Annotated in this window: 15 protein-coding genes; 5 read left to right on the forward strand and 10 right to left on the reverse strand. The window is 73.2% G+C overall.

The window, feature by feature from the left end; all coding sequences use genetic code 11:
• Positions 1–16: 16 nt before the first annotated feature.
• The 5 genes from ACO229_RS21115 to ACO229_RS21135 are packed head-to-tail and all read right to left on the reverse strand — an operon-like array spanning position 17 to position 7,382.
• On the reverse strand, positions 17–1,747 hold the full coding sequence (locus ACO229_RS21115) for a PQQ-binding-like beta-propeller repeat protein (protein WP_423462694.1): 1,731 nt from the start codon (positions 1,745–1,747) through the stop codon (positions 17–19).
• A gap of 51 nt (positions 1,748–1,798) precedes the next feature.
• Positions 1,799–3,436: a PQQ-binding-like beta-propeller repeat protein gene (locus tag ACO229_RS21120; RefSeq protein ID WP_423462695.1), complete on the reverse strand. Its 1,638-nt coding sequence runs from the start codon at positions 3,434–3,436 to the stop codon at positions 1,799–1,801.
• Positions 3,437–3,466: 30 nt separating this feature from the next.
• Positions 3,467–5,248, reverse strand: coding sequence for a PQQ-binding-like beta-propeller repeat protein (locus ACO229_RS21125; protein ID WP_423462696.1), 1,782 nt, complete (start codon positions 5,246–5,248; stop codon positions 3,467–3,469).
• On the reverse strand, positions 5,245–6,486 hold the full coding sequence (locus ACO229_RS21130) for an ABC transporter permease (RefSeq protein ID WP_423462697.1): 1,242 nt from the start codon (positions 6,484–6,486) through the stop codon (positions 5,245–5,247). Before ACO229_RS21130 ends, ACO229_RS21125 begins: the two co-directional genes overlap by 4 nt.
• The gene (locus ACO229_RS21135) at positions 6,483–7,382 is read right to left on the reverse strand and encodes an ABC transporter ATP-binding protein (RefSeq protein WP_423462698.1); all 900 of its coding nucleotides are present in this window, start codon (positions 7,380–7,382) and stop codon (positions 6,483–6,485) included. The genes ACO229_RS21130 and ACO229_RS21135 overlap by 4 nt, the downstream gene beginning before the upstream one ends.
• 345 nt (positions 7,383–7,727) lie before the next feature.
• On the opposite strand from ACO229_RS21135, the gene ACO229_RS21140 reads away from it, so the two are divergent.
• A complete protein-coding gene (locus ACO229_RS21140; RefSeq protein ID WP_423462699.1) occupies positions 7,728–8,480 on the forward strand; it encodes a hypothetical protein in 753 nt (250 codons plus the stop codon).
• 510 nt (positions 8,481–8,990) lie between these two features.
• The gene (locus ACO229_RS21145) at positions 8,991–11,258 is read left to right on the forward strand and encodes a hypothetical protein (protein ID WP_423462700.1); all 2,268 of its coding nucleotides are present in this window, start codon (positions 8,991–8,993) and stop codon (positions 11,256–11,258) included.
• A gap of 4 nt (positions 11,259–11,262) precedes the next feature.
• Here the strand turns inward: ACO229_RS21145 and ACO229_RS21150 are convergent, their stop codons facing one another.
• Both ACO229_RS21150 and ACO229_RS21155 read right to left on the reverse strand, forming a co-directional pair.
• On the reverse strand, positions 11,263–12,033 hold the full coding sequence (locus ACO229_RS21150; RefSeq protein WP_423462701.1) for a response regulator: 771 nt from the start codon (positions 12,031–12,033) through the stop codon (positions 11,263–11,265).
• A complete protein-coding gene (locus ACO229_RS21155; RefSeq protein ID WP_423462702.1) occupies positions 12,030–13,550 on the reverse strand; it encodes a sensor histidine kinase in 1,521 nt (506 codons plus the stop codon). The genes ACO229_RS21150 and ACO229_RS21155 overlap by 4 nt, the downstream gene beginning before the upstream one ends.
• 143 nt (positions 13,551–13,693) lie before the next feature.
• Here ACO229_RS21155 and ACO229_RS21160 point away from each other — a divergent pair, with 143 nt between their 5' ends.
• A complete protein-coding gene (locus ACO229_RS21160; RefSeq protein WP_423462703.1) occupies positions 13,694–14,509 on the forward strand; it encodes a hydrolase in 816 nt (271 codons plus the stop codon).
• 134 nt (positions 14,510–14,643) lie between these two features.
• On the opposite strand, the gene ACO229_RS21165 is transcribed toward ACO229_RS21160, so the two are convergent.
• Complete coding sequence (locus tag ACO229_RS21165; RefSeq protein WP_423462704.1) at positions 14,644–14,880, reverse strand: YbdD/YjiX family protein; 237 nt, start codon at positions 14,878–14,880, stop codon at positions 14,644–14,646.
• Complete coding sequence (locus ACO229_RS21170; protein ID WP_423462705.1) at positions 14,877–17,138, reverse strand: carbon starvation CstA family protein; 2,262 nt, start codon at positions 17,136–17,138, stop codon at positions 14,877–14,879. Before ACO229_RS21170 ends, ACO229_RS21165 begins: the two co-directional genes overlap by 4 nt.
• Before the next feature lie 190 nt (positions 17,139–17,328).
• Here ACO229_RS21170 and ACO229_RS21175 point away from each other — a divergent pair, with 190 nt between their 5' ends.
• Positions 17,329–18,147, forward strand: coding sequence for a type II CAAX prenyl endopeptidase Rce1 family protein (locus tag ACO229_RS21175; RefSeq protein ID WP_397412444.1), 819 nt, complete (start codon positions 17,329–17,331; stop codon positions 18,145–18,147).
• Positions 18,148–18,158: 11 nt separating this feature from the next.
• Here the strand turns inward: ACO229_RS21175 and ACO229_RS21180 are convergent, their stop codons facing one another.
• Positions 18,159–18,935 (reverse strand): DUF305 domain-containing protein, encoded by a 777-nt coding sequence (locus tag ACO229_RS21180; protein ID WP_423462706.1) that lies wholly within the window; start codon positions 18,933–18,935, stop codon positions 18,159–18,161.
• Positions 18,936–19,078: 143 nt separating this feature from the next.
• Between ACO229_RS21180 and ACO229_RS21185 the strand changes: the two genes are divergently transcribed.
• Positions 19,079–19,819, forward strand: a complete 741-nt coding sequence (locus ACO229_RS21185) for a hypothetical protein (protein ID WP_423462707.1) — start codon at positions 19,079–19,081, stop codon at positions 19,817–19,819.
• Positions 19,820–19,864 lie beyond the last annotated feature (45 nt).

A 19,864-nucleotide genomic window follows, 5' to 3' on the forward strand; every position in this document is an offset into this window, starting at 1 on the left:
CGGGCTGGTCACGGTTTCACTGGAAACCCCGCACGCCACGCGGCGTCACCTCCAGCAGGACGCCGTCCACCGCCACCAGCCCGCCGACCACACCCCGCTCGCCGGAGCCGCCGACGGCCGGGTCGAACGTGGTGACCGCCGCCCCGCCCACGCGCTGCCAGACCACGGCACCGGTGCCCGCGTCGAGGGCCACGAGGCCGTGCGTGCCGCCCGAGTCGCCCTCGGTGAGCAGGAGCACCGTCTCGCCGTCGGTGAGGGCCTGGAACACGTGGGCCGTACCGAAGTACCCGCCGTCGGCGGCCGACGGCTCCGCCGCGCCGTCCCACGACCAGCGCTCCGCACCGGTGACGAGGTCCAGGCCGCGCACCGTGCCGGCCCCGGTCGAGACCACCGCCGTGTCGCCGACCTGCGCCAGGAACTGCTGTCCGCCCGACTGCAGCGCGATGTCCCAGCGCGGCGTGCCGTCGCCGTCGTACGCGCGCAGGCGCCGGCCGGGCTCGTCCACCCCCAGCACCGTCGCGGGTCGCGACCCGTCGGCCACCCGGGGAGCCAGGGGGTACCCGGTGATCTCGCCGGCCACGTCGCCGTCCGCGGTGAGCAGCACGGAGCGGGGCAGGCCGTCGAACCTCGTCACGGCGTAGCCGGTGCCGAGGGCCGTCACACCGCCCCGGCCCGGCTCGGTCCACGGCCCCAGCACGGTGCCGTGCGGCGTGACGGCGGCCTGGATGCCGCAGCCCTGCACTGCCACGAGATCCGCCGTGACGCCCGCACCGAACGCGTCGGGCGCGAGCTGACCGCTGATGACCAGCCGGGTCTCCGAGCTGCCCCAGGACGCGGCGAAGGTGCGCGTGCACTGCGTGGCGTCCACCGGCCGGAACGGAACAGTCACGCGCCAGCGCTCCGCCCCGGTCGCCGCGTCCTCCGCCCGGAGCACCAGGTCGCGCCCCGCCTCCACGGTCCCGGCGCACTCGCCCGCCGCGGTGCACCGGGCGTCGCCCGGGTCCACCGCCGACGGCGGACCCACGCGGAGCGCGCGCAGCAGCGTCCCGTCGGGGCCGGTGTGGGGCAGTCCGTGGCGCCGGGCGTCCGCGGCAGGCAGGGGCCGGGAGGCGGACGTCGCACCGCCGGGCCCCACGGCGACCACCTCCCGGTCGGCGCCCGTGCCCTGGAGGCACACCAGCGCCGGCGTGGACGGGTCCGTCGAGGTCGGCGGCACCATCGGGCCGCAGTCGGCGTCGGCCCGGAGCGGGACGGTCCAGGCCACCGCGCCCGTCGCCGGGTCCAGCGCGACCAGGCCGTCGTCGGACTCGACGACCAGCACGTCGCCGAGCACCGCCACGTCGGCGCTGCTCTCGCCCGGCCCGACCGTCCCGCTCCACGCCCAGGCCTGCGTCAGCGGCTGCGACAGGTCCGCGACCCCGCCCGGCACGTCCCGCATCCGCTCCATCCGTGCGTGGTCCCGCACTCCATCGACGGCGAGCCCCGTGCCGAGCACGATCGCCAGCGCCGCGGCGAGCTGGGCCGCCAGGCGACGGCGGCGTCCGCGGCCGTCCGACGGCGGGGGCACGCCGGCGTCGGTGGCCGCCTCGTCCGGCGCCGACGGCGCTGCGGGGTCCTCGGTGCCGGATCCCGGGTGGACGGTGCCGGGTGCCCCGGTGGCCGGCGTGGCAGACGCGTCGTCAGCTGGCGCGTCGTCCCCGACCAGGTCGAAGACGAACGCGTCGCCCTCCGCCGGGTCGCGCGCCATGCGGCCGAGCGTAGTGCGGGCCGCCGCACGGGACAGCCCCTCCGCGGAAGGTCACCCCAGCCCGCGCAGCCCGTCCGCGGTGACCTCGACGAGGTGGCCGCCGACGGCGACGACCATGCCCGTGACCGGCACGGTCCACCGCTCGGCGCCGGTGGCGAGCCCGACCGCGACGAGCATCCCCGCACCGCCGCCCTCCGGGGGCAGGTACACCCCGGCCACCGTCTCGCCGTCCGTCACGGTGCGGAAGTTCGCCAGGCCCGACGTGTCGTCGCCGGCCCGCTCCCAGAGCTCCGCACCGGTGTCGCGGTCCAGACCGATCAGCCGGCTCCCGCGCTCCATGACCACCACGTCCCGCGCCGCGAGCAGTACGCGCGTCCCGGAGCGCTCGGTCCAGGCCGTCGAGCCGTCCTCGCGGACCGCGTCGAACCCGGTGCCACCCGTGCGCCCGGCGAACCACAGGTCGTCGGGGGCGTCCGGGGCGACGGCGACAGGCTGCACCAGCCCCTCCAGGGTGCCGAGCACGTGTCCGGCGCCGTCCACGACGGTCATCCCCGCGGGACCGGTCTGCACGGCGAAGCGCCCCGAACCCAGCTCCGTGACCCAGGCCGGCGACCCCGAGCCCTCCGCGGCCACCAGGTCCAGGCGGGTCCCGTCCGTCGACAGCGTCGCGTCGGTGCCGCACCCCTGCACGACGACGCTCTCGGTGCCCGCGGCGACGTGCAGCGCCTCGGTGTCCCCGACGGGTGCCGACCCGGGATCGCTCGCGTCCCTGCAGATCACCCCGTCCGGGGCGGTCAGGTCGACGTCCTCGGTCCAGCGCTCGGCACCGGTCACGGCGTCCTCCGCGACCACCCGGACCTCGTGGCGTGCGGTGGGCGTCCCGTTCCCGCAGCCCGCCGGGTCGTCGCACTCCTCGGACCCGGCAGGCTCCTCGATCGGCCGCACCCGGACGACCATGCCCTCCGGCCCCGGGAACACCCGCTCGTCACCGGCCAGCTCCGCGGACCGCACCCCCGTGCCGCCGTCGCGCTCCACGGTCAGCACCTCCCGGGCGTCTTCCGGACCCTGGAGGCAGGTCAGCCGGTCCGTCGTGACCGATGCGTCGTACCCCGTGGGCCCGCACACCGCGTCCTCGCCCAGGGGCACGCGCCACGCCACGGCTCCCGAGGCGGGGTCCACGGCGGTCACGTCGCTGAACCCTGCGGGGGCGGGGCCTGTCTCACCCGTCGCGGGGTCCTGGAGGTACACGTCCCGCAGGGCGCTCGGCAGCAGCACCAGCAAGCCGTCCATGACAACCACCGGCTGGTGCACGAAGGCCGCGCTGCCGAAGGGCACGTCGTACGGGACCGTCCAGGTCTCCTCCGGCGGGTCGGCCAGGGATGCCACACCGACCGCGGACGTCCGCATCAGGTCCTCGCGCCGGTGGTCGCGCACGAGGTCGACCGCGGTCAGCGCGACGGCCACCACGGCCGCCACCGCCACCGCGAGGAGCCACGTCCGCCGGGACAGGTGCGGGAGGCGGCGGCGGGCCGGGGATCCGCCGACGGCGTCCGCGCCCTCACCGCCGGCCGGACGGCCGACGGCAGAACCGTCATCCGCCGGTGCACCCGAGCCCTCCGGACCGTCGTCGTCCGGACCACCCCCGACCAGGTCGAAGACAACAGGCTCCCGCTCGTCCGGCCGCGACATGCCGGGAGCCTACCCGGGCCGCACCCCCGGTCAGCCGAGGCCCACCACGCCGTGCTGCGTGATCTGCGCCAGGTAGCCGTCCACGCTGACGATCTGGGTGTAGGGCGTCTCCTGCTCGATCTCCCAGCGCACCGAACCGTCGCGCAGGTCGACGGCGACCAGGCGCAGCCCCGACGTGCCGCCCTGCGGGTCGGCGGTCACGGGCAGCAGCAGCACGTCGCCGTCGGTGTAGGCCCCGAAGATGGTCGACGCCGCGTCCCACACGCCCTCCTCGAAACCCAGCACCTCCGGGTCGAGCGTCCAGCGCACCGCTCCCGTGCCCAGGTCGACGGCGCGCACCGGCCCGAGCTCGTCCACGACCACGGCGGTACCCCCGACGCTCGCGAGCAGGTCCGTGGCCCGGAGCCGGGGCGACGACGTCCAGAGCCTGCTCCCGGCGTCGCGCTCGTCGGTGGACACCGCCTCGGTGTGCACGCCGGCGCGGACGAGCAGCAGCCCCGGGTCGCGGCCGTCGGTGGACCACGGGACGAGCACCCGGCCGTCGAGCGGGACGGTGCGACCGTCCGGCAGGTGCACCACCTGGCTCGGCCGGCCGGTCTCGTCCACCCGACCGGCGGCCGGGTCGGGCCCCACCCAGCCGCCGCCGGGCAGGGCCGTGAACTGCCCGGCCGCGGTCGCGTCGGTCAGGTCGGTGGCGTCGTCCGGGTCGTCGAGACGCGTGCCGTCGAGCAGGAAGGCCGCCGAGACACCGCAGCCCTCGATCTCCAGGATGCCCTGCTGCAGGTTCGCGTTCAGCACGCCCTCGACGTCGAGCACGGGGGTCGGGGAGTCGTCGTCGACCTCCTGGTGGTAGGTGAGGCAGTAGTTGGGGTCGGGCCTGCCGGACGCGACGGTCGCGCTCCAGCGCTCCGTCCCCGTGACGGCGTCCTCGACCCGGACCGTCAGGTCCGGCGCGGTGAAACCCTTCGGGAGGTGCGGTGTGCCCACCTTGTCGACCACCACGGGCTCCGGACCGTGCCCGTCACCCGCGAGCTGCAGGCGGATCAGCGCACCGTCGGAACCGGGCAGCACGATGGTGCCCGGGTCCAGCTCCCGCGTGGTGACGGCGCCGTCCGCGTCGACGACGGTGACGCCCTGCTCGGCCTGCCCGCCCTCCGACGTCGTGACGCAGACCAGCGGGTCGGCCGGCATCGTCGTCGCCGGGCCGCCGATGCCGAGCCACGGCGTCGGACCGCACCGAGCCCCCTCGCCGACGTCGACCGTCCACCGCACCGCACCGGACTCCGGGTCGACCCCCTGGACCGTCCCGTCGGCGATCACCGCGAGCACACCCGGCATCTCGACCAGCGTCGAGGCGATCGGGTTGTCGAGGTCGATCGACCACTGCTCGGCCGGCCGCTCCGCCAGGCTCCGCACGCCACCCGGCGCGGCGATCAGGTCGCGGTGGCGCAGCTGCGCGTCCAGCAGCGCCCCCGCCACGACCGCCAGCACGACGGCGGCCGCCACGCCGCCCACCAGCAGCACGCGGCCGCGCCGGGTCGCGGGCACGCGCCGCCGGACCGCAGCGGCACCACGCCGCGCCGTCCGGCCCACCGCACCACGGGCGGCCGTGACCGCCCGGGCCACCCGGCCCGGCTCGCGCGGCGCGGCCTCCTCCGGGTCCGGCTCGGCGACGGGCTCGTCGCCGGCGTCGTCCGGGCCGGCCGCGCCCGCGGACACCCCGGGCACCTCGTCGATCAGGTCGAAGGTGTGCACCTTCTTCGGGTCGGGGCTCCCGGGCGCGGCGTCGTCGTGCTGGGTGCGTTCGGTCACGTCCCGAGGGTAGTGCCCCGCTCCGCGGCGATGGCCGACCTCCAGGAGACCCGGCCGCCGGTCTGCATCAGCGCCCCGCGGTAGGCACGCTCGCTGAGCAGCACCGCGCCGAGCGTGGCCACGACGAGGATGGCGAGGGAGACCAGCGGCTCCCACCAGAGCGCGTCGCCGTCGAGGACGCGCACCGGCATCGACACGATCGACGCGGGCGGTATGTAGGACAGCACGCGCTCCAGCACGCCGTCGGCCGAGAACGTGACCACGTACACGCCCATGAGCAGCATCATCAGGGGGCTGGTCGTGTACTGGAGGTCCTCGGTGCGTGACGCGAGCGAGCCGGCGACCGCGTAGAGGGCCGCCACCGCGACGAACCCGACGGTGAAGAACACGACGAACCACAGCATGGTGGCGGTCATCGACGGGAGGATCGCCGACAGGTCCGTGAACGAGGCCCCGACGAGCCCGACGGCGGCGAGCACCAGGTTCTGCCCGAGCGCGATCACCGAGCTGCCGACGATCTTGCCCGCCAGGAGCTGCCGCAGCGGCACGGCGGTCGCGATGATCTCGACCAGCCGGGACTGCTTCTCCTCGATCACGCTGCCCGCGATCATCGAGCCGGAGCCCACGGCGCCCATGAAGAACAGGAACGCGAGCAGGAACCCGGCCACGAGGGCGACCTGCGGGTCCACGGGGTTGCCGTCGAGGCGCTCGGTCTCGACCTCGCTGCCCGCCGTCAGCGCGTCCACGGTGGTCCCGGCGTCGGCGGCCCGGTCGGTCAGCACCTGGTCGCGTACCGCGGTCCCGATGAGCCGGGCGAGGGTGCCGTCGGGCTCGCGCCAGCCGGACAGGGTCCAGCCGGGGCTGCCGGTCGTGCCGGAGCTGAGCCACGCGTCCGCGGTCTCGTCCTGCAGGGCTGCCTCGGCCGCGTCCGCGTCGGCCACGCGCACCACGGTCAGCCCGACCGTGTCGTCCGGCTCCTGGTCCGGCTCGTCCGTCGTGCCACGCCCCTCGGCCGCGGCCTGGAGGGCAGCGGCGGCGTCATCGTCCCCGGCCACGACCGCGACGTCGAACGACTCGGCGCGGTTCTCCATGTAGGCGGAGAAGCCGATGAGCCCGCCGATCAGCGCGATCGTCACGAGGAGACCGATCAGGAAGCCCTTGTTGAGCGCTCGCACGACGATCTCGCGCGTGGCCACGACCATCCAGGCGTTGCGCACGCCGTCGTCCCTCCGGCTCATGCGGTCACCTCACGGTAGATCTGGGCCAGCGTCGGCCGGACGGGGGAGAACTCCTGGACGGCACCGCGGTCCAGGGCGGCGGCCAGGAGCCGGGTCGCGGCGGCGTCGTCGTCCACCTCGAGGAGCGCGGTCGAGCCGTCCACGTCGACGGCGCGCACTCCCGGCACCTCCCGGACGAAGCCCGCGTCGCCGGACAGCACCAGACGGTGCCGCGTCACGCCCTGGGAGCGCAGCGCGTCAGGGGTGCCGTTCGCGAGCACCCGGCCCCCGCCGAGGATGACCAGGCGCTCGCACAGGCGCTCCACGAGGTCGAGCTGGTGCGAGCTGAACAGGACGGGCACACCGCGGCGGGTGTGCTCGCGCAGGAGGTCGGCCATCGCGTCGACGGCTGCGGGGTCGAGACCGCTGAACGGCTCGTCCAGGACCAGCGCCTGCGGCTCGCCCATGATCGCCGCGACGATCTGGACGCGCTGCTGGTTGCCGAGGGAGAGCTTCTCGACGTGCTCCTTGGCGCGGTCCGCGAGCCCCAGCCGGTCGAGGTGCTCCAGCACCTCCCGCCGGGCGGCCCCGGGTGCGATGCCGCGCAGCCGTGCGAGGTAGACGAGCTGGTCCAGCACGGGCTGCTTCGGGTAGAGGCCCCGCTCCTCGGGCATGTAACCGAACCGGCGGCGGTCCGCCCGGGTGACCGGGTCGCCGCCGAACAGCACCTCGCCCGAGGTGATCGCCAGGACTCCCATGATCATCCGCATGGTCGTCGTCTTGCCCGCGCCGTTGCCCCCGACGAAGCCCGTGAGCAGGCCCGACGCCGCCGTGAAGCTGACGCCGTCCACGGCGCGCCGGGGTGTGCCGCCCGAGGCGAACACGCGGGTCAGGTCCCGCACCTCCAGATCGCTCATGGCGGCCACGCTAGGTGGCCTGGTGCGGGCAGGGGATCCGCCGCGAGGCGGACCCGTCTCCGCCTCGGGGCGGGCCGCCGCCGGCGGCGTGGCCGAAGTCGCTGGAGAAAAGCCTGAAGAACGACATTTCGCAGCGCCGATTCTGCCGCGCGGAGTTCTTGCACCTGCATTGACCTGGTATTACAGGCCCCGGTTGCCGATGCCGTTCTGCCACGTATTGTCCCCAGCGGAACGTCGCGAGAAGTGTGCGCGGCGCTGAATGGTTCGACATCCCGTCCACGGACGAATGAGCACCGCTCTCCGGAGGACGTCTCGCAGTCATTGAACCCGCAGGGGGAGCTAAGCGTGCGCAACCGTCTGATCGTCACAGGAACAGCCGCGGCCATGGTGCTGACGGCGGGGATCGTTGGTGCCGTGGCCGTGCAGCCGTCCGGGCAGTCGCAGGACCGGGACACGACGGCCGCACCGGCCGCGCTGCCCGACGTGCTGCAGGGCATGCCGCCGATGATGGTGAAGCGCGACCCTGCCGCCCAGCCCGGGGAGAAGGGCACGGTCGACGTGCGCTCCAGGCCGGACGCGCAGCCGAGCCCCTTCACCTACACCCCGCCCGCCCAGGAGTACGTGCCGCGGCACATGGCCGACCGGCCCGCCACCCCGGGCAGCTCGTTCACCCACGCCCCGCTGCCGGGCATCGACTTCGGCAACGGCTCCGCGCCGACCCCCGCCGGGCCGACGCCGCCGACCACCGTCACGCCGCGGCCCGTCCACCCGACGACGCCGCCGCCCACGCAGACGCCGCCGCCGTCGGCGTCGCCCACGCCGAGCCCGACGCCGACTCCCGAGCCGACGCCGGAGCCGACCCCGACGCCCACTCCGGAGCCGACGCCGACCCCGACGCCAGAGCCGGAGCCCACGGACCCGCCGTCGGAGGAGCCGACGACGCCGCCGTCCGAGGAGCCGACGCCGGAGCCGACTCAGCCGTCCGAGGAGCCCACCCCGGAGCCGTCGACCGAGCCGTCGCCGGAGCCGTCGGACCCGCCCACGGACGGGAGCACGCCGGGCACCACGCCGGAACCCTCGGCGAGCCCTTCGGCGTAATGCGCTAAATAGTCCGGTTCTCCGGAATTGAAGCGAGGGGCGTTTCTCGCCTCTCGCTTCAGCGCGCATTCCTCCCTTTGTCGAGGGCTCACGCGTAGATAGGCAAATCGGTCAGATCGACGTGATCTGTTCACCGGGCCGGGAAATACCGCCGTGACCTTCCGCGCCACCGATCGCCGCTCCGTCGTCGACCACATCGGCACAGGCATCGGGGACACGTGTCGTCGACCGCTGACATCCGCACCGATGTCGACGTTCGGCGACATCCGTTGCGGCGCACCCGCCCGACGCCCGCGAAGTTCACCCGCATCGTCGGGGTGAATCCGGCTCCGGCCAGGCACGACGGGCCCTAGAGTCCGTCCGGGCCGGTCTCGTGGAGCAGCGTGGCGGCCGGGAGGGCACACCACCATGCATCGTCGCGGAACCTCCGCGCGCCCCGAGTCGGGGCCGACCCGTCTGACCCGCTGGACCGCGTCACTCACGGCAACGGTCCTCGTCGGGACGGGCCTCATGGCGACCAGCGCCGCGGCCGACGAGCCGACAGGGACGGCTCTCGGGACGGCGTCCGCCGCCGAGCCTGTACCCAGCACCGTCGTCGCCGCGGCGAGCGACCTCCCCGGCGCGGCGCAGCAGGTCGCGCTCACCGACGAGAACCTGTTCGTCCAGACGGGCACGGGCAGCACCGCCGTCACGTACTGGCGACCGCTCGCGGGCGGCGAGTGGTCCACCACCTGGGGCGGCCGCGAGCTGGTGGGCGAGCTGATCGCGGCGGAGAACGATGTCGTGCACCTGCGCACCACCCAGGGCGAGTCACTGACCTGGACACGGGACCACGACGGCGACGGGGTCGGCGGTGGTAAGCGAAGCGTGCCGGTGGGGTCCGTGCTGGGGCACGGGGCCGAGTACGTGGCGTACACCGACGGAGAGGCGCACGTGCAGGCGGTAGGTTCCGCCGGAGACGTGTGGTCGTACGTGTGGGGACGCGCCGGGATCGCGATGTACGGGGACGAGGTGATCACGGCGAGCAACGGTTTCAGCGGGACCACGGTGTGGCGGGACGACATCCGGGACGGTCAGTACACCCGGGGCGGTGTGCGGTGCACTGGCGGGTCCGACGCCCTGACCCGGGTGATCGACGCGAACGAGCGCTTTGCTCTCGCCCGCTGCGCCGACGGCCAGGTCTGGCTGCAGGACCATGCGGAGGTGTACTACCCGTTCACCCTGTCCGGGCACTACTCGGCCGAGGAGCTCCGGATCGGAGCGGGGTTCGTGCTCGGCACCGACCTCGGCACCGGCAGCCTCCGTGTGACGCCGCTCGCCGATGCCGAGCCGGGCACCCTCGGTGCCGCCGCCGACGTGGACCTGGACGATGCTGGCCGGACAGCCGTCCTCGTCGATCCTGCAGGCGACGTACGCACAGCCGACCTGTCCGGGTGGTCGTCACAGATGCGGACGGTCCCCGAGGACCTCACGCCGCCGACGGCGGGCATGCGCATTGCGAGCAACGTCGTCACCACGACGTCCTACGTGGTCGCCCTCACCGCCACGGACGGCGACAACGGCCCTGCCTTCTACCCGGCCGACATCGCCCTGGTCGAGTCGGAGTACCGCGTCCGGGCCAGAGGCAGTGCCACGCCGGGCCCATGGACTCCGGGACCGACCTTGCAACCGCGCGACCTGGCGCGCTACTACAGCGGGAGCTTCCGGGCACAGACCGGGGCACCGGGCAGCGAGACGTGCTGGCGTGTTCGTGCCACGGACACGGCAGGCAATATCGGCGCGTGGTCGGCGGACCGGTGTGTCGTGGTCGACTCGACGGCCCCGGTGATCACGGCATCAGCGCTCCCGTCGTCGACCAGGTCGACGGCGACGAGCACCGGGATCACCTTCCGGTATCAGGCCAAGGACAACGGCAAGGTAGCGAGCTACGACGTCCGGTGGCGCCGCACGCCGCGCGGCGGCGAGACCGGCGCCTGGGTCTACCCGAAGTCCTACCAGGGGACGACGGCGACGTCGGCGACGGCATACTCGACGAAGTCCACCATCACCTGTTTCCAGGCTCGCGCGCGCGACGTCGTGGGCAACGTGTCGGGCTGGTCTCCGCTGCGATGCACCTACATGGACGGCACCCGGCCGACCGTCAGGTGGACCTCGTACCCGCGGTGGGTCACGCCGAGCCAGACGTGGTTGAGCACCAGGGACAACATGATGGTCTCCAAGCCCGCCTATACCTACGGGGCTTCCGACGAACGGGGGGTCGTGGGCTACGAGGTGCAGCGGCGCGAGTGGGAGTACGGCGAGACCCTCACGTGGGCGCCCAGCGCGTACACCGGGACGACGGTGCGTTTCAAGCTCTACACCGGTGAACAGAACTGCAACCGCGTCCGCGCCAGGGACCAGGCGGGCAACTGGAGCGCGTGGTCGGGCTGGAAGTGCACCAACATGCCGTTCGACCAGAACGACACGTACGTCAACGGCGGGCGGCAGACCGGGCGCTACTCGTACGTCATCGACGGGTACTCCGGCACCGTCCAGTCGAACAACCCGGACGCGGCCAGGGCGATCCGCGCGAAGTTCGTGACCGGGCCGGACCGGGGATCGGTGCGGGTCTCGGTCGGCCGCACCTCGTTCGGCGTCGTCCACACCTGGGCTCCAGAACCCGGGACCAAGTGGGTCACGCTCCGCGCGCCCGTGCTGGCCCGGGGCGACATCCGGTTCACGCGCGTGAACACGAACTGGCGCGACGTCCACCTGCGCGAGTTCTACGCGATCCGCTGACCGCTCACACCAGGCCCGCCCGGTGCGCCAGCACCACCGCCTGGACCCGGTCGCGCAGGTGCAGCTTGGCCAGCACGTTCGAGACGTGCGTCTTCACCGTCGCCTCGCCGAGGTACAGGGTCGACGCGATCTCCCCGTTGGACAGGCCGGTACCCACGAGCTCCAGCACCTCACGCTCGCGCGGGGTGAGGAGCGCGAGGCCCGCGGGGACCGCGGCCGGGCTCGTGCTCCGGTTCCCCGCAGGCCGGGCCGGTCCTCCGGCGTAGGCCGTCCCGACCGGACCTCCGCCTGGGCTCCCGCCCGGGCCTCCGCCTGGGCTCCCGCCCGGCACCGCCGAACCGTCCGCCGGCTGACGTTCCCCGGCCACCATCTGCTCGATCACGCGCCGTGTGATCTGCGGGGCGAGGAGCGCGTGCCCGGCGGCCACCGTCCGCACGGCGTCCACGAGGTGCTCCGCGTCCGAGTTCTTCAGCAGGAACCCCGAGGCCCCTGCGGCGAGCCCGTCGAACACGTACTCGTCGTGGTCGAACGTCGTGAGCACCAGCACCTTCGCCAGGTCCTCCGCGACGATCCGGCGGGTGGCCTCGATGCCGTCCATGACCGGCATCTGCACGTCCATGAGCACGACGTCGGGCCGCAGCTCCCGGGCCAGCTCGATCGCGGCGGCGCCGTCACCGGCCTGGCCGACCACCTCGACGTCGTCCTCCACCGAGAGGATGAGGGAGAAGCCCGAGCGCACCAGCGCCTGGTCGTCGACCAGCAGCACGCGCGTCATCGCGCCACCTCCGACCTGGTCCCGGCGAGACCGGGCCCCCCGACCGCGCCCTCCTGATCGGCCGCACCCGCCTCACCCGTCATGCCCGCTGTGTCGGGCGCCGGCAGCGGCAGCCGCATCCGCACCCGGAACCCTCCGGTCGCGCGCGGCCCGATCTCCACCACGCCCTGGTGGGTCGCCGCCCGCTCCCGGATCCCGAGCAGCCCGAGCCCCGACCCCGACGTCCCGCGGCGGGGCCGGCCGTCGTCGAGCACCTCCACCTCGGCGAAACCGTGCGCGAACCGCTGGTCGGACGCGTCGGCGCCGTCGCGGACCACCCGGAGCGTCACCGTCGCGGACCGCGCCGTCGAGTGCTTGCGCACGTTCGCCATCGCCTCCTGCGCGGTGCGGTACAGGCTCAGCCCCATCGGGTCGGGCACTGCGGCCGCGACGCCCGGCGGCTCCTCGACCTGGCGGAACGTGGTGTCGAGGCCGTCGTGGTCTGCTGCCGTCAGGGCCGGGAGGTCGGCAAGGCCCGGTTCAGGGGCTCGCGAGGCGCCGTGTGCGTCGCCGTCGGGCACCGCGCGCAGCGTGCCCACCAGGGTGCGCATCTGCGCGACGCCCTCGCGCGACTCCCGCTCGATGGTGACAAGGGCCTCGGCGGCCAGCTCGGGGTCGCGGCCCAGGACGCGGCGGGCGGCCGCCGCCTGGATCCCGATCACGGACACGTGGTGCGCCACGACGTCGTGCAGCTCGCGGGCGATGCGCACCCGCTCCGCCACGACGGCCTGGTCCGTGAGGGCGTCCGCCTGCTTCTCGATGGTGACCGCCTGGTCGGCGAGCTGCTCGCGCCGCCGGGCCGCGTTCCACTGCATCTGCCCGGCCACCACCGCACCGCCGAAGAACGCGATGTTCACGACGATCTGGTAGACGGCGTTGGCGAGGTACGGCTCGATCGCGCCCGGCCAGTCGGCGCGCGTCGGGTAGTCCTGCACGATGGTCTCGACGCCCTGCTGCACGGCGAACATCCAGATGAGCCACGTGAACATCGCGAGCACGCAGGCACTGACCACCACGAGCATCGCCCGGCGGTCGCGCGCCCACGCGAGCGCGGTGAACAGGGCCACGAAGTACATGATCTGCATGGGCATGAGCACGGTGATCTGGGGAATCGTCAGCCCGATGCCCAGCCACAACGCGTACACGACCACGAGCGACACCAGCGGATAGCGCCGGCGCCACGCCAGCGGCACCATGCTGACCACGCCCAGCAGGAAGATCAGCCACAGCGGCTCCCGCACCTCCTCGAAGAGGCCCATGCTGCGGCCCAGCTCGACCGAGACGGCCGCCAGCACGGCGAAGCCGGCGCCCAGCAGCAGGTCCCTCCGGTAGGCGTCGCGGCCCGCGGGCAGCCGCTCCCAGTCGGAGTCGACGCCGAACCAGTCCAGCACGCGGGCAGCCACGCCGTCGTCGGGGCGCGGTGCGACGGGCGGCGCGGCGGACCGCCCGTCCTCGGGCTGCGGTGGTGCGTCGGACATGGCCCCAGCCTAGGAACCCGCGCGCGCCGGCGCTTCCGCCTGGAGGCGGAGAAGTGGCCACGGGCCGACGCCGAACATGCTGGACACCGCCGCCCGGGTGCCGCATCGTGGCGACCATCAGCCCGACGAAGGGGAGCCGTCCGATGACGTTCTGGATCTGCCGCACCTGCGGTGTGGAGCACGAGTCCCGTCCCGAGGTGTGCACCGTCTGCGCCGACGAGCGTCAGTGGGTGCCCGCCGACGGCCAGCACTGGACCACCCTGGAGGAGCTCGCGGCCCAGGGGCAGAGCATCGCCGTGGAGGAGCTGGAGCCGGATCTGTTCGGTCTGACGACGGTGCCGGACGTGGGTATCGGCCCGACGGCGAAGATCGTGCGCACCGCGGGCGGGAACCTGATGTTCGACGTGCCCGGCTACCTGGACGACGAGGCCGTGGCCGCGGTGCGGGACCTGGGCGGGCTGGCGTACATCGTGGCCAGCCACCCGCACATGTACGGGGTGCAGGTCGAGTGGAGCCGCCGCCTGGGCGGTGTCCCCGTGCTGGTCAGCGAGGCGGACGCGAGCTGGCTGGCCCGCACCGACGAGGCCGTGGAGCTGTGGAAGGGCGACCGGGAGATCCTGCCCGGGGTCACGCTGAGCCAGCCGGGCGGGCACTTCCCGGGGTCCGCGGTGGCGCACTGGGCTCCCGGGGCCGGGGGCCGGGGTGTGCTGCTGAGCGGGGACACGATCTTCGCCAACCCGGACCGGACGTCGGTGTCGTTCATGCGTAGCTATCCCAACCGGATCCCGCTGTCGGGGCCGGTGGTGCAGCGGGTGGCGCACCACGTCAGCCGGTTCGCGTTCGACCGGCTCTACAACAACTTCCGGGGCGTGATCCCGGTCGACGCCCGCGAGGTGGTGCTGCGCTCGGCGGAAAGGCATGCGGCGTGGACGAGCGGGGCGTACGACCACCTGACGTGACGGGCGCTCGGGTACCGGCGGTGCCGGTCCGGGTGATCGGTAGAAGGTCAGGTGATCGGTAGCCCGGGCTGCCGATCACCTGACCTTCTACCGATCACCCGCCCTCGGCGGGACCGCCGGGCAGCCGAACCGGCTCAGCAGCAGCGGGCGCCCGGGTTCGCGTCCTGGGCCGCGTAGCGCTCCCGCCAGTACTCCCGGACCGTCGGCACCGCGGCGTCCGGGTGCACGTGGCGCAGGTGCGCCACGTACCGCTGGTAGTCGCTCTCGCCGAGCACGCCGGTGACGTACCAGGCCAGGGCGCGCCAGCCCCGGCGGACGACGGCGAGCACGCCGCCGTCCGCCGTCGGGCCGGCGACCGGGTGCGCACTCACGCGTGCGTCCCGGTCCCGAGCTTGTCCGGGTTCTCGTCGTAGTAGGTGGCCCACTGCGCGGCCACCTCCCGTTCTGCGTCGGTGGACACGAGGCCCGACGGCGCGAACGTCGACGAGGGCGTGTCCGGATCCTCGGTGGTCGGCAGGCCGCCCGCCCGGATCGCCTTGACGCACACCCACAGCGCGACCACGGCCACGATCAGCACGAGCAGCGCGAACACGATCGACAGGGTGCCCTGCAGGAACGTGTTGCGGATGACGGCGTCCATCGCCGTCGTGTCGGCGGCGGTGCCGAACGACGTCTCGCCCGCGGCCCGCGCCTCGCGGAACGCGTCGTGCTGGGCCCAGTACCCCAGGCTCGGCTCGGGCGAGAAGATCTTCTGGAACGACGCCGTCATGGTCACCGCGAGGTCCCACACCAGCGGCACCGCCGGGATCCACGCCCACTTGAGGTAGCCCTTCTTGACCACCACCACGGTGACCAGGGCGAGCGCCATGGCGGCGAGGAGCTGGTTGGCGATGCCGAACAGCGGGAACAGCGTGTTGATGCCGCCCAGCGGGTCGGTCACGCCCATGAGCAGGATCGCGCCCCACAGGCCGCAGACCACGATCGAGCAGATCCACGCGCCCACCCGCCAGGACGGGTCGCGGAACTTCGTGAGCGGGCCGCCGAGGTTGCCCAGCGTGTCGGAGAGCATGAAGCGGGCCACGCGGGTACCGGCGTCCACCGTGGTGAGGATGAACAGCGCCTCGAACATGATCGCGAAGTGGTACCAGAACGCCGTCATCGCGGAGCCGCCGAGGAACGAGCCCAGGATCTGGGACATGCCGAACGCGAGCGTGGGGGCACCGCCGGTGCGGGAGATGATCGACTCCTCGCCCACGCCGTCGGCGGCGGCCTGGATCTCCTCGCCCGTGACCGGCGGGCCGGCCAGGCCGAGGCCGTTGACGTAGTCGGCGGCGGTACCCGGCTCACCGCCGGTGAGCGTGGCGGGGGCGTTCATCGTGAAGTACAGGTGCTGGTCGATGGAGATGGCCGTGACCAGCGCCATGATCGCCACGAACGACTCGGTGAGCATGCCGCCGTAGCCGATGAGCCGGAGCTGGCTCTCCTTCTGCACCAGCTTGGGGCTGGTGCCGGACGAGATGAGCGCGTGGAAGCCGGACAGCGCACCGCAGGCGATGGTGATGAACAGGAACGGGAAGAGCGACCCGGCGAACGCAGGTCCGTTGCCCTCGATCGCGAAGCTGGAGATCGCGGGCGCCTGCACGGCGGGCTGCGCCACGATCACGCCCACGGCGAGCAGGACGATGGTGCCCACCTTCATGAACGTGGACAGGTAGTCGCGCGGGGCGAGCAGCAGCCACACGGGCAGCACGGACGCGAGGAACCCGTAGCCCACGATCAGCCAGGCGACCGTGACCGGCTCCAGCGTGAACGTCTCGGCGCCCCAGGGGGTGTCGGCCACCCAGCCGCCCGCGACGATGGCGAGCACCAGCAGCACCACGCCGATGACGGAGACCTCGGACACCCGGCCGGGCCGGATGTACCGCAGGTACACACCCATGAACAGGGCGATCGGGATGGTCATACCCACGGAGAACACGCCCCACGGCGACTCGGCCAGGGCGTTCACCACCACGAGGGCGAGGACCGCCAGAATGATGATCATGATGACGAAGACGCCGATCAGGCCGGCGGCACCGCCGACCGAGCCCATCTCGTCGCGGATCATCTGACCGAGCGAGCGGCCGCGGCGGCGCGTGGACAGCCACAGCACGAGATAGTCCTGGACGCAGCCGGCCAGCACGGCGCCGATGATGATCCACAGGGTGCCGGGCAGGTAGCCCATCTGGGCCGCCAGCACCGGGCCGACCAGCGGGCCCGCGCCCGCGATGGCCGCGAAGTGGTGGCCGAACAGCACGCGCCGGTCGGTGGGGGCGAAGTCGCGGCCGTTCTCGTGCTCCTCGGCGGGAGTGGCCCGGTCGTCGCGCGGCCGCACCACCTTGTACTCGATGAGCCGGGCGTAGAAGCGGTAGGCGATGACGTAGGTGCCGACGGCGGCGACCACGAAGTACGCGCCGTTGACCGACTCGCCGCGCGCGAACGCGACGAGCGCCCACGCGATCGCCGCGAGCAGCCCGATCGCGGCGAAGACCAGCTTCTTGCCGGTGGTCATGGGTCTGCGGTCGATGACCGCGACCGGGGGGAGGTCCGGGTCGTTCCGGACCAGCTCAACGTGCTCGGGTGAGCGCACGACGGCCTCCTTGCCGGGGTGGCCGGCCCGTCAGGGGGCCGGATCCTTGATGAATCGTTACCGTGCCCCGACCCTAGACGGCGAAGAACACCAAGGACCAGCCCCGGCGTCCGTGAAACCGGGTGTCGGATGCACAGAACCCTGGTGTGACCTGTACGTCCGGCCCGCGGGGTGTGGGAGCCTCGTCCCCGTGACCCTCACCCTGCCCGCCTCGCTGACCGGCCCGGCGCGGCTCACCGCCGCCTTCCTGGTGTCGGCGTCGGCCATCCTGTTGTTCGCCGTCCACATCCGCCCCGTGGCGTACCTGCCGCTGGTGCTGGGCATCGCGCTCGGCCTCTGGGCCGACCGGGCGCTCGGCCGCGACCTCGCGCTGATCGGCGTCGGCATGGGGATCATCTCGCTGATCTCCCTGGAGGCCGATCTGTCCGACGCCGGCATGCTGCGGTTCACGCTGGCGCTCGGCGGAGCGGTGCTGGTGCCGTGGGCGCTGTCGCGGTTCGTGCTCCGGCAGGACACGATCCAGTTCCCGGTCGCGACCGGACGCCGCTGGGGCCGCGGCCAGTGGACCTACCTCGTGGTCGTGGTGGCGGTGGGCTACCTGGTGCTGCCCTTCTACTTCCTGGGCTCGGGCGCGTACCTCAACTGGCCCGACCTGGACGGGACGCAGGACATCTGGCGGCTGTTCGTGGGTGTCAACGCCGTGGGCATCTGGGACGAGCTGTTCTTCATCTGCGTGGTGTTCGCCCTGTACTGCAAGCACTTCCCGACGTGGCAGGCCAACGTGCTGCAGTCGATGATCTTCGTGTCGTTCCTGTGGGAGCTCGGCTACCGCGAGTGGGGGCCGCTGCTGACGATCCCGTTCGCGCTGGTCCAGGGCTGGATCTTCGCGAAGTTCAAGTCGCTGACCTACGTGGTGACGGTGCACCTGCTGTTCGACGCCGTGGTGTTCGGCGTGCTGGTGCACGGGCACCACCCGGAGCTGTTCGACATCTTCGTCACGGCGCCCTGAGGCACCGCCCGTCAGCTCGTCTGGTCGTTCGTCGACCCCGGCCCGCCGACGTCGGCCAGCAGGTCGCGCACGTCCTCGACCTCGACCCGGATCGCGTCGGCCTCGGCCTGCGCCAGGGCCTTGGCCTCGGCGTCCTCGCCGCCCTCGATCTCCTCGTCGGCCGGCTGGAGCCCGCCGTAGTGGTGCTCGACCAGCGCGGCGAGCAGGGCGATGTCGAAGTCGGTCGACTGCAGCGCGGCGATGCCGTTGACCTGCGCGTCCGTGAGCATGCCGTGGTTGCCGCCCTCGTGCGAGTGTGCGGTGCTGCCTGCCCGGGGGCCGCTGCCGTCGTCGGGCAGCTCGGTGGTCAGGCCGGCGTCCGCCAGCGCGAGCGCCTCGCGGCCCGCGGCGGGCACGGGGATGTCGCGCGCCTCCAACCAGTCGGCGAGCTCGCGCACCCGCCCCGCCGACGCCTCGCCGACCTCGACGGCCAGGGCGAGCACCTCCTCGTCGTCCGACCGCCCCGGCGCGAGCGCCGCGAGCTGCACGGCCTGCGCGTTGTGCTCGATCGAGAGCGCGGCGTACCGGGAGTCGGCCTCCGAGTACCCGGCGGCCTCCTGCTTCGCCGGCACCAGCACGCCGAGCCACAGGAGCAGCGCCAGCACCACGGCCAGGCCGCCCGCGAGCACGGCCCCCATGATCCGGAGGCGGCGGCCCAGGTCGTAGCGGGACGACGCCGTCCCGCGCTCGTCGGCTCCGGTGCCCGACGGCGGGGTGGTGTCCTCGGTCGTCGAGTCCTGGCGTGTCATGTCCGGGAGGTTCCCACAGAAAGGCCTGGCAGCGCCATCACGGAAATCCCTCATCGGGAGTGGCGGCCCTTTCCTTGTACCGCGGTCCCGTCATCACTGACGATGAGCAGCCGGATGGCATCTGCGTTCCCCAGGAGGTCCCGTTGAGCCCCAGGATCCTGCGCTGCGTCACTGTCACGACCCTGACCGCCCTGTCGATCGGTGGGTGCTCCGCGTCGGCAGGACCCGACGTCGACCGGGCTATGCCCACGCAACCGGACGACTGTGCGGTGGTCAGGGCGGAGCCCGGTCTGGCGGCCAACGAGCTCAACGAGTCGCTGGCGATCGACGACGTCGACGTCTCCTTCACGCAGCGCGAGGTCCTGGTCGAGGCGGGTGGCGGCCCCTGTGCAGCTGAGCCGGGCGATCCGGTGGCCGACGAGTGCCGCCTCGTGTCGGGGCGGCACGACGACGCGTCCGACGTCCGCCTCTGGCGAGACGCTCACGGATTCGTCGAGCCCGAGCTGGCCGCGGGCGCGCAGCGCGTCCTGACCGAGGACGTGACCGGCTACACGGAACACGACGAGACGTTCCACTGGCGGGCGGCGGCCGTGGACTACCCTGCTGCGGCGGATGTCCACCAGTCACCCGCGTGGGAAGTGATCTCCTCGTGCGACGGGCTCCAGTCCGACCATGTCGGGAACGAGATCGTCTCGCTGTCGCAAGGGGCGGAGCCGTTCCTCGCGGCGCGGATCGACGGACCAACCCTCTACGTCGTCGAGACCTGGATCAGCACCGATCCTGACGGCGCCTCGCCGCTGGACGACACCGAGACCGGTCTGCCGCCCGCCGGGGCAGTGCGCGAGATCCTCCGCTGGTTCATGGCGGAACACGACCGGCTTTGAAAGGGGGTGCCCCGGGGAAGCCTCGCTGTGGAGGACTTCCCCGGG

Source organism: Promicromonospora sp. MS192 (assembly GCF_049532985.1).
Taxonomy (GTDB): domain Bacteria; phylum Actinomycetota; class Actinomycetes; order Actinomycetales; family Cellulomonadaceae; genus Promicromonospora.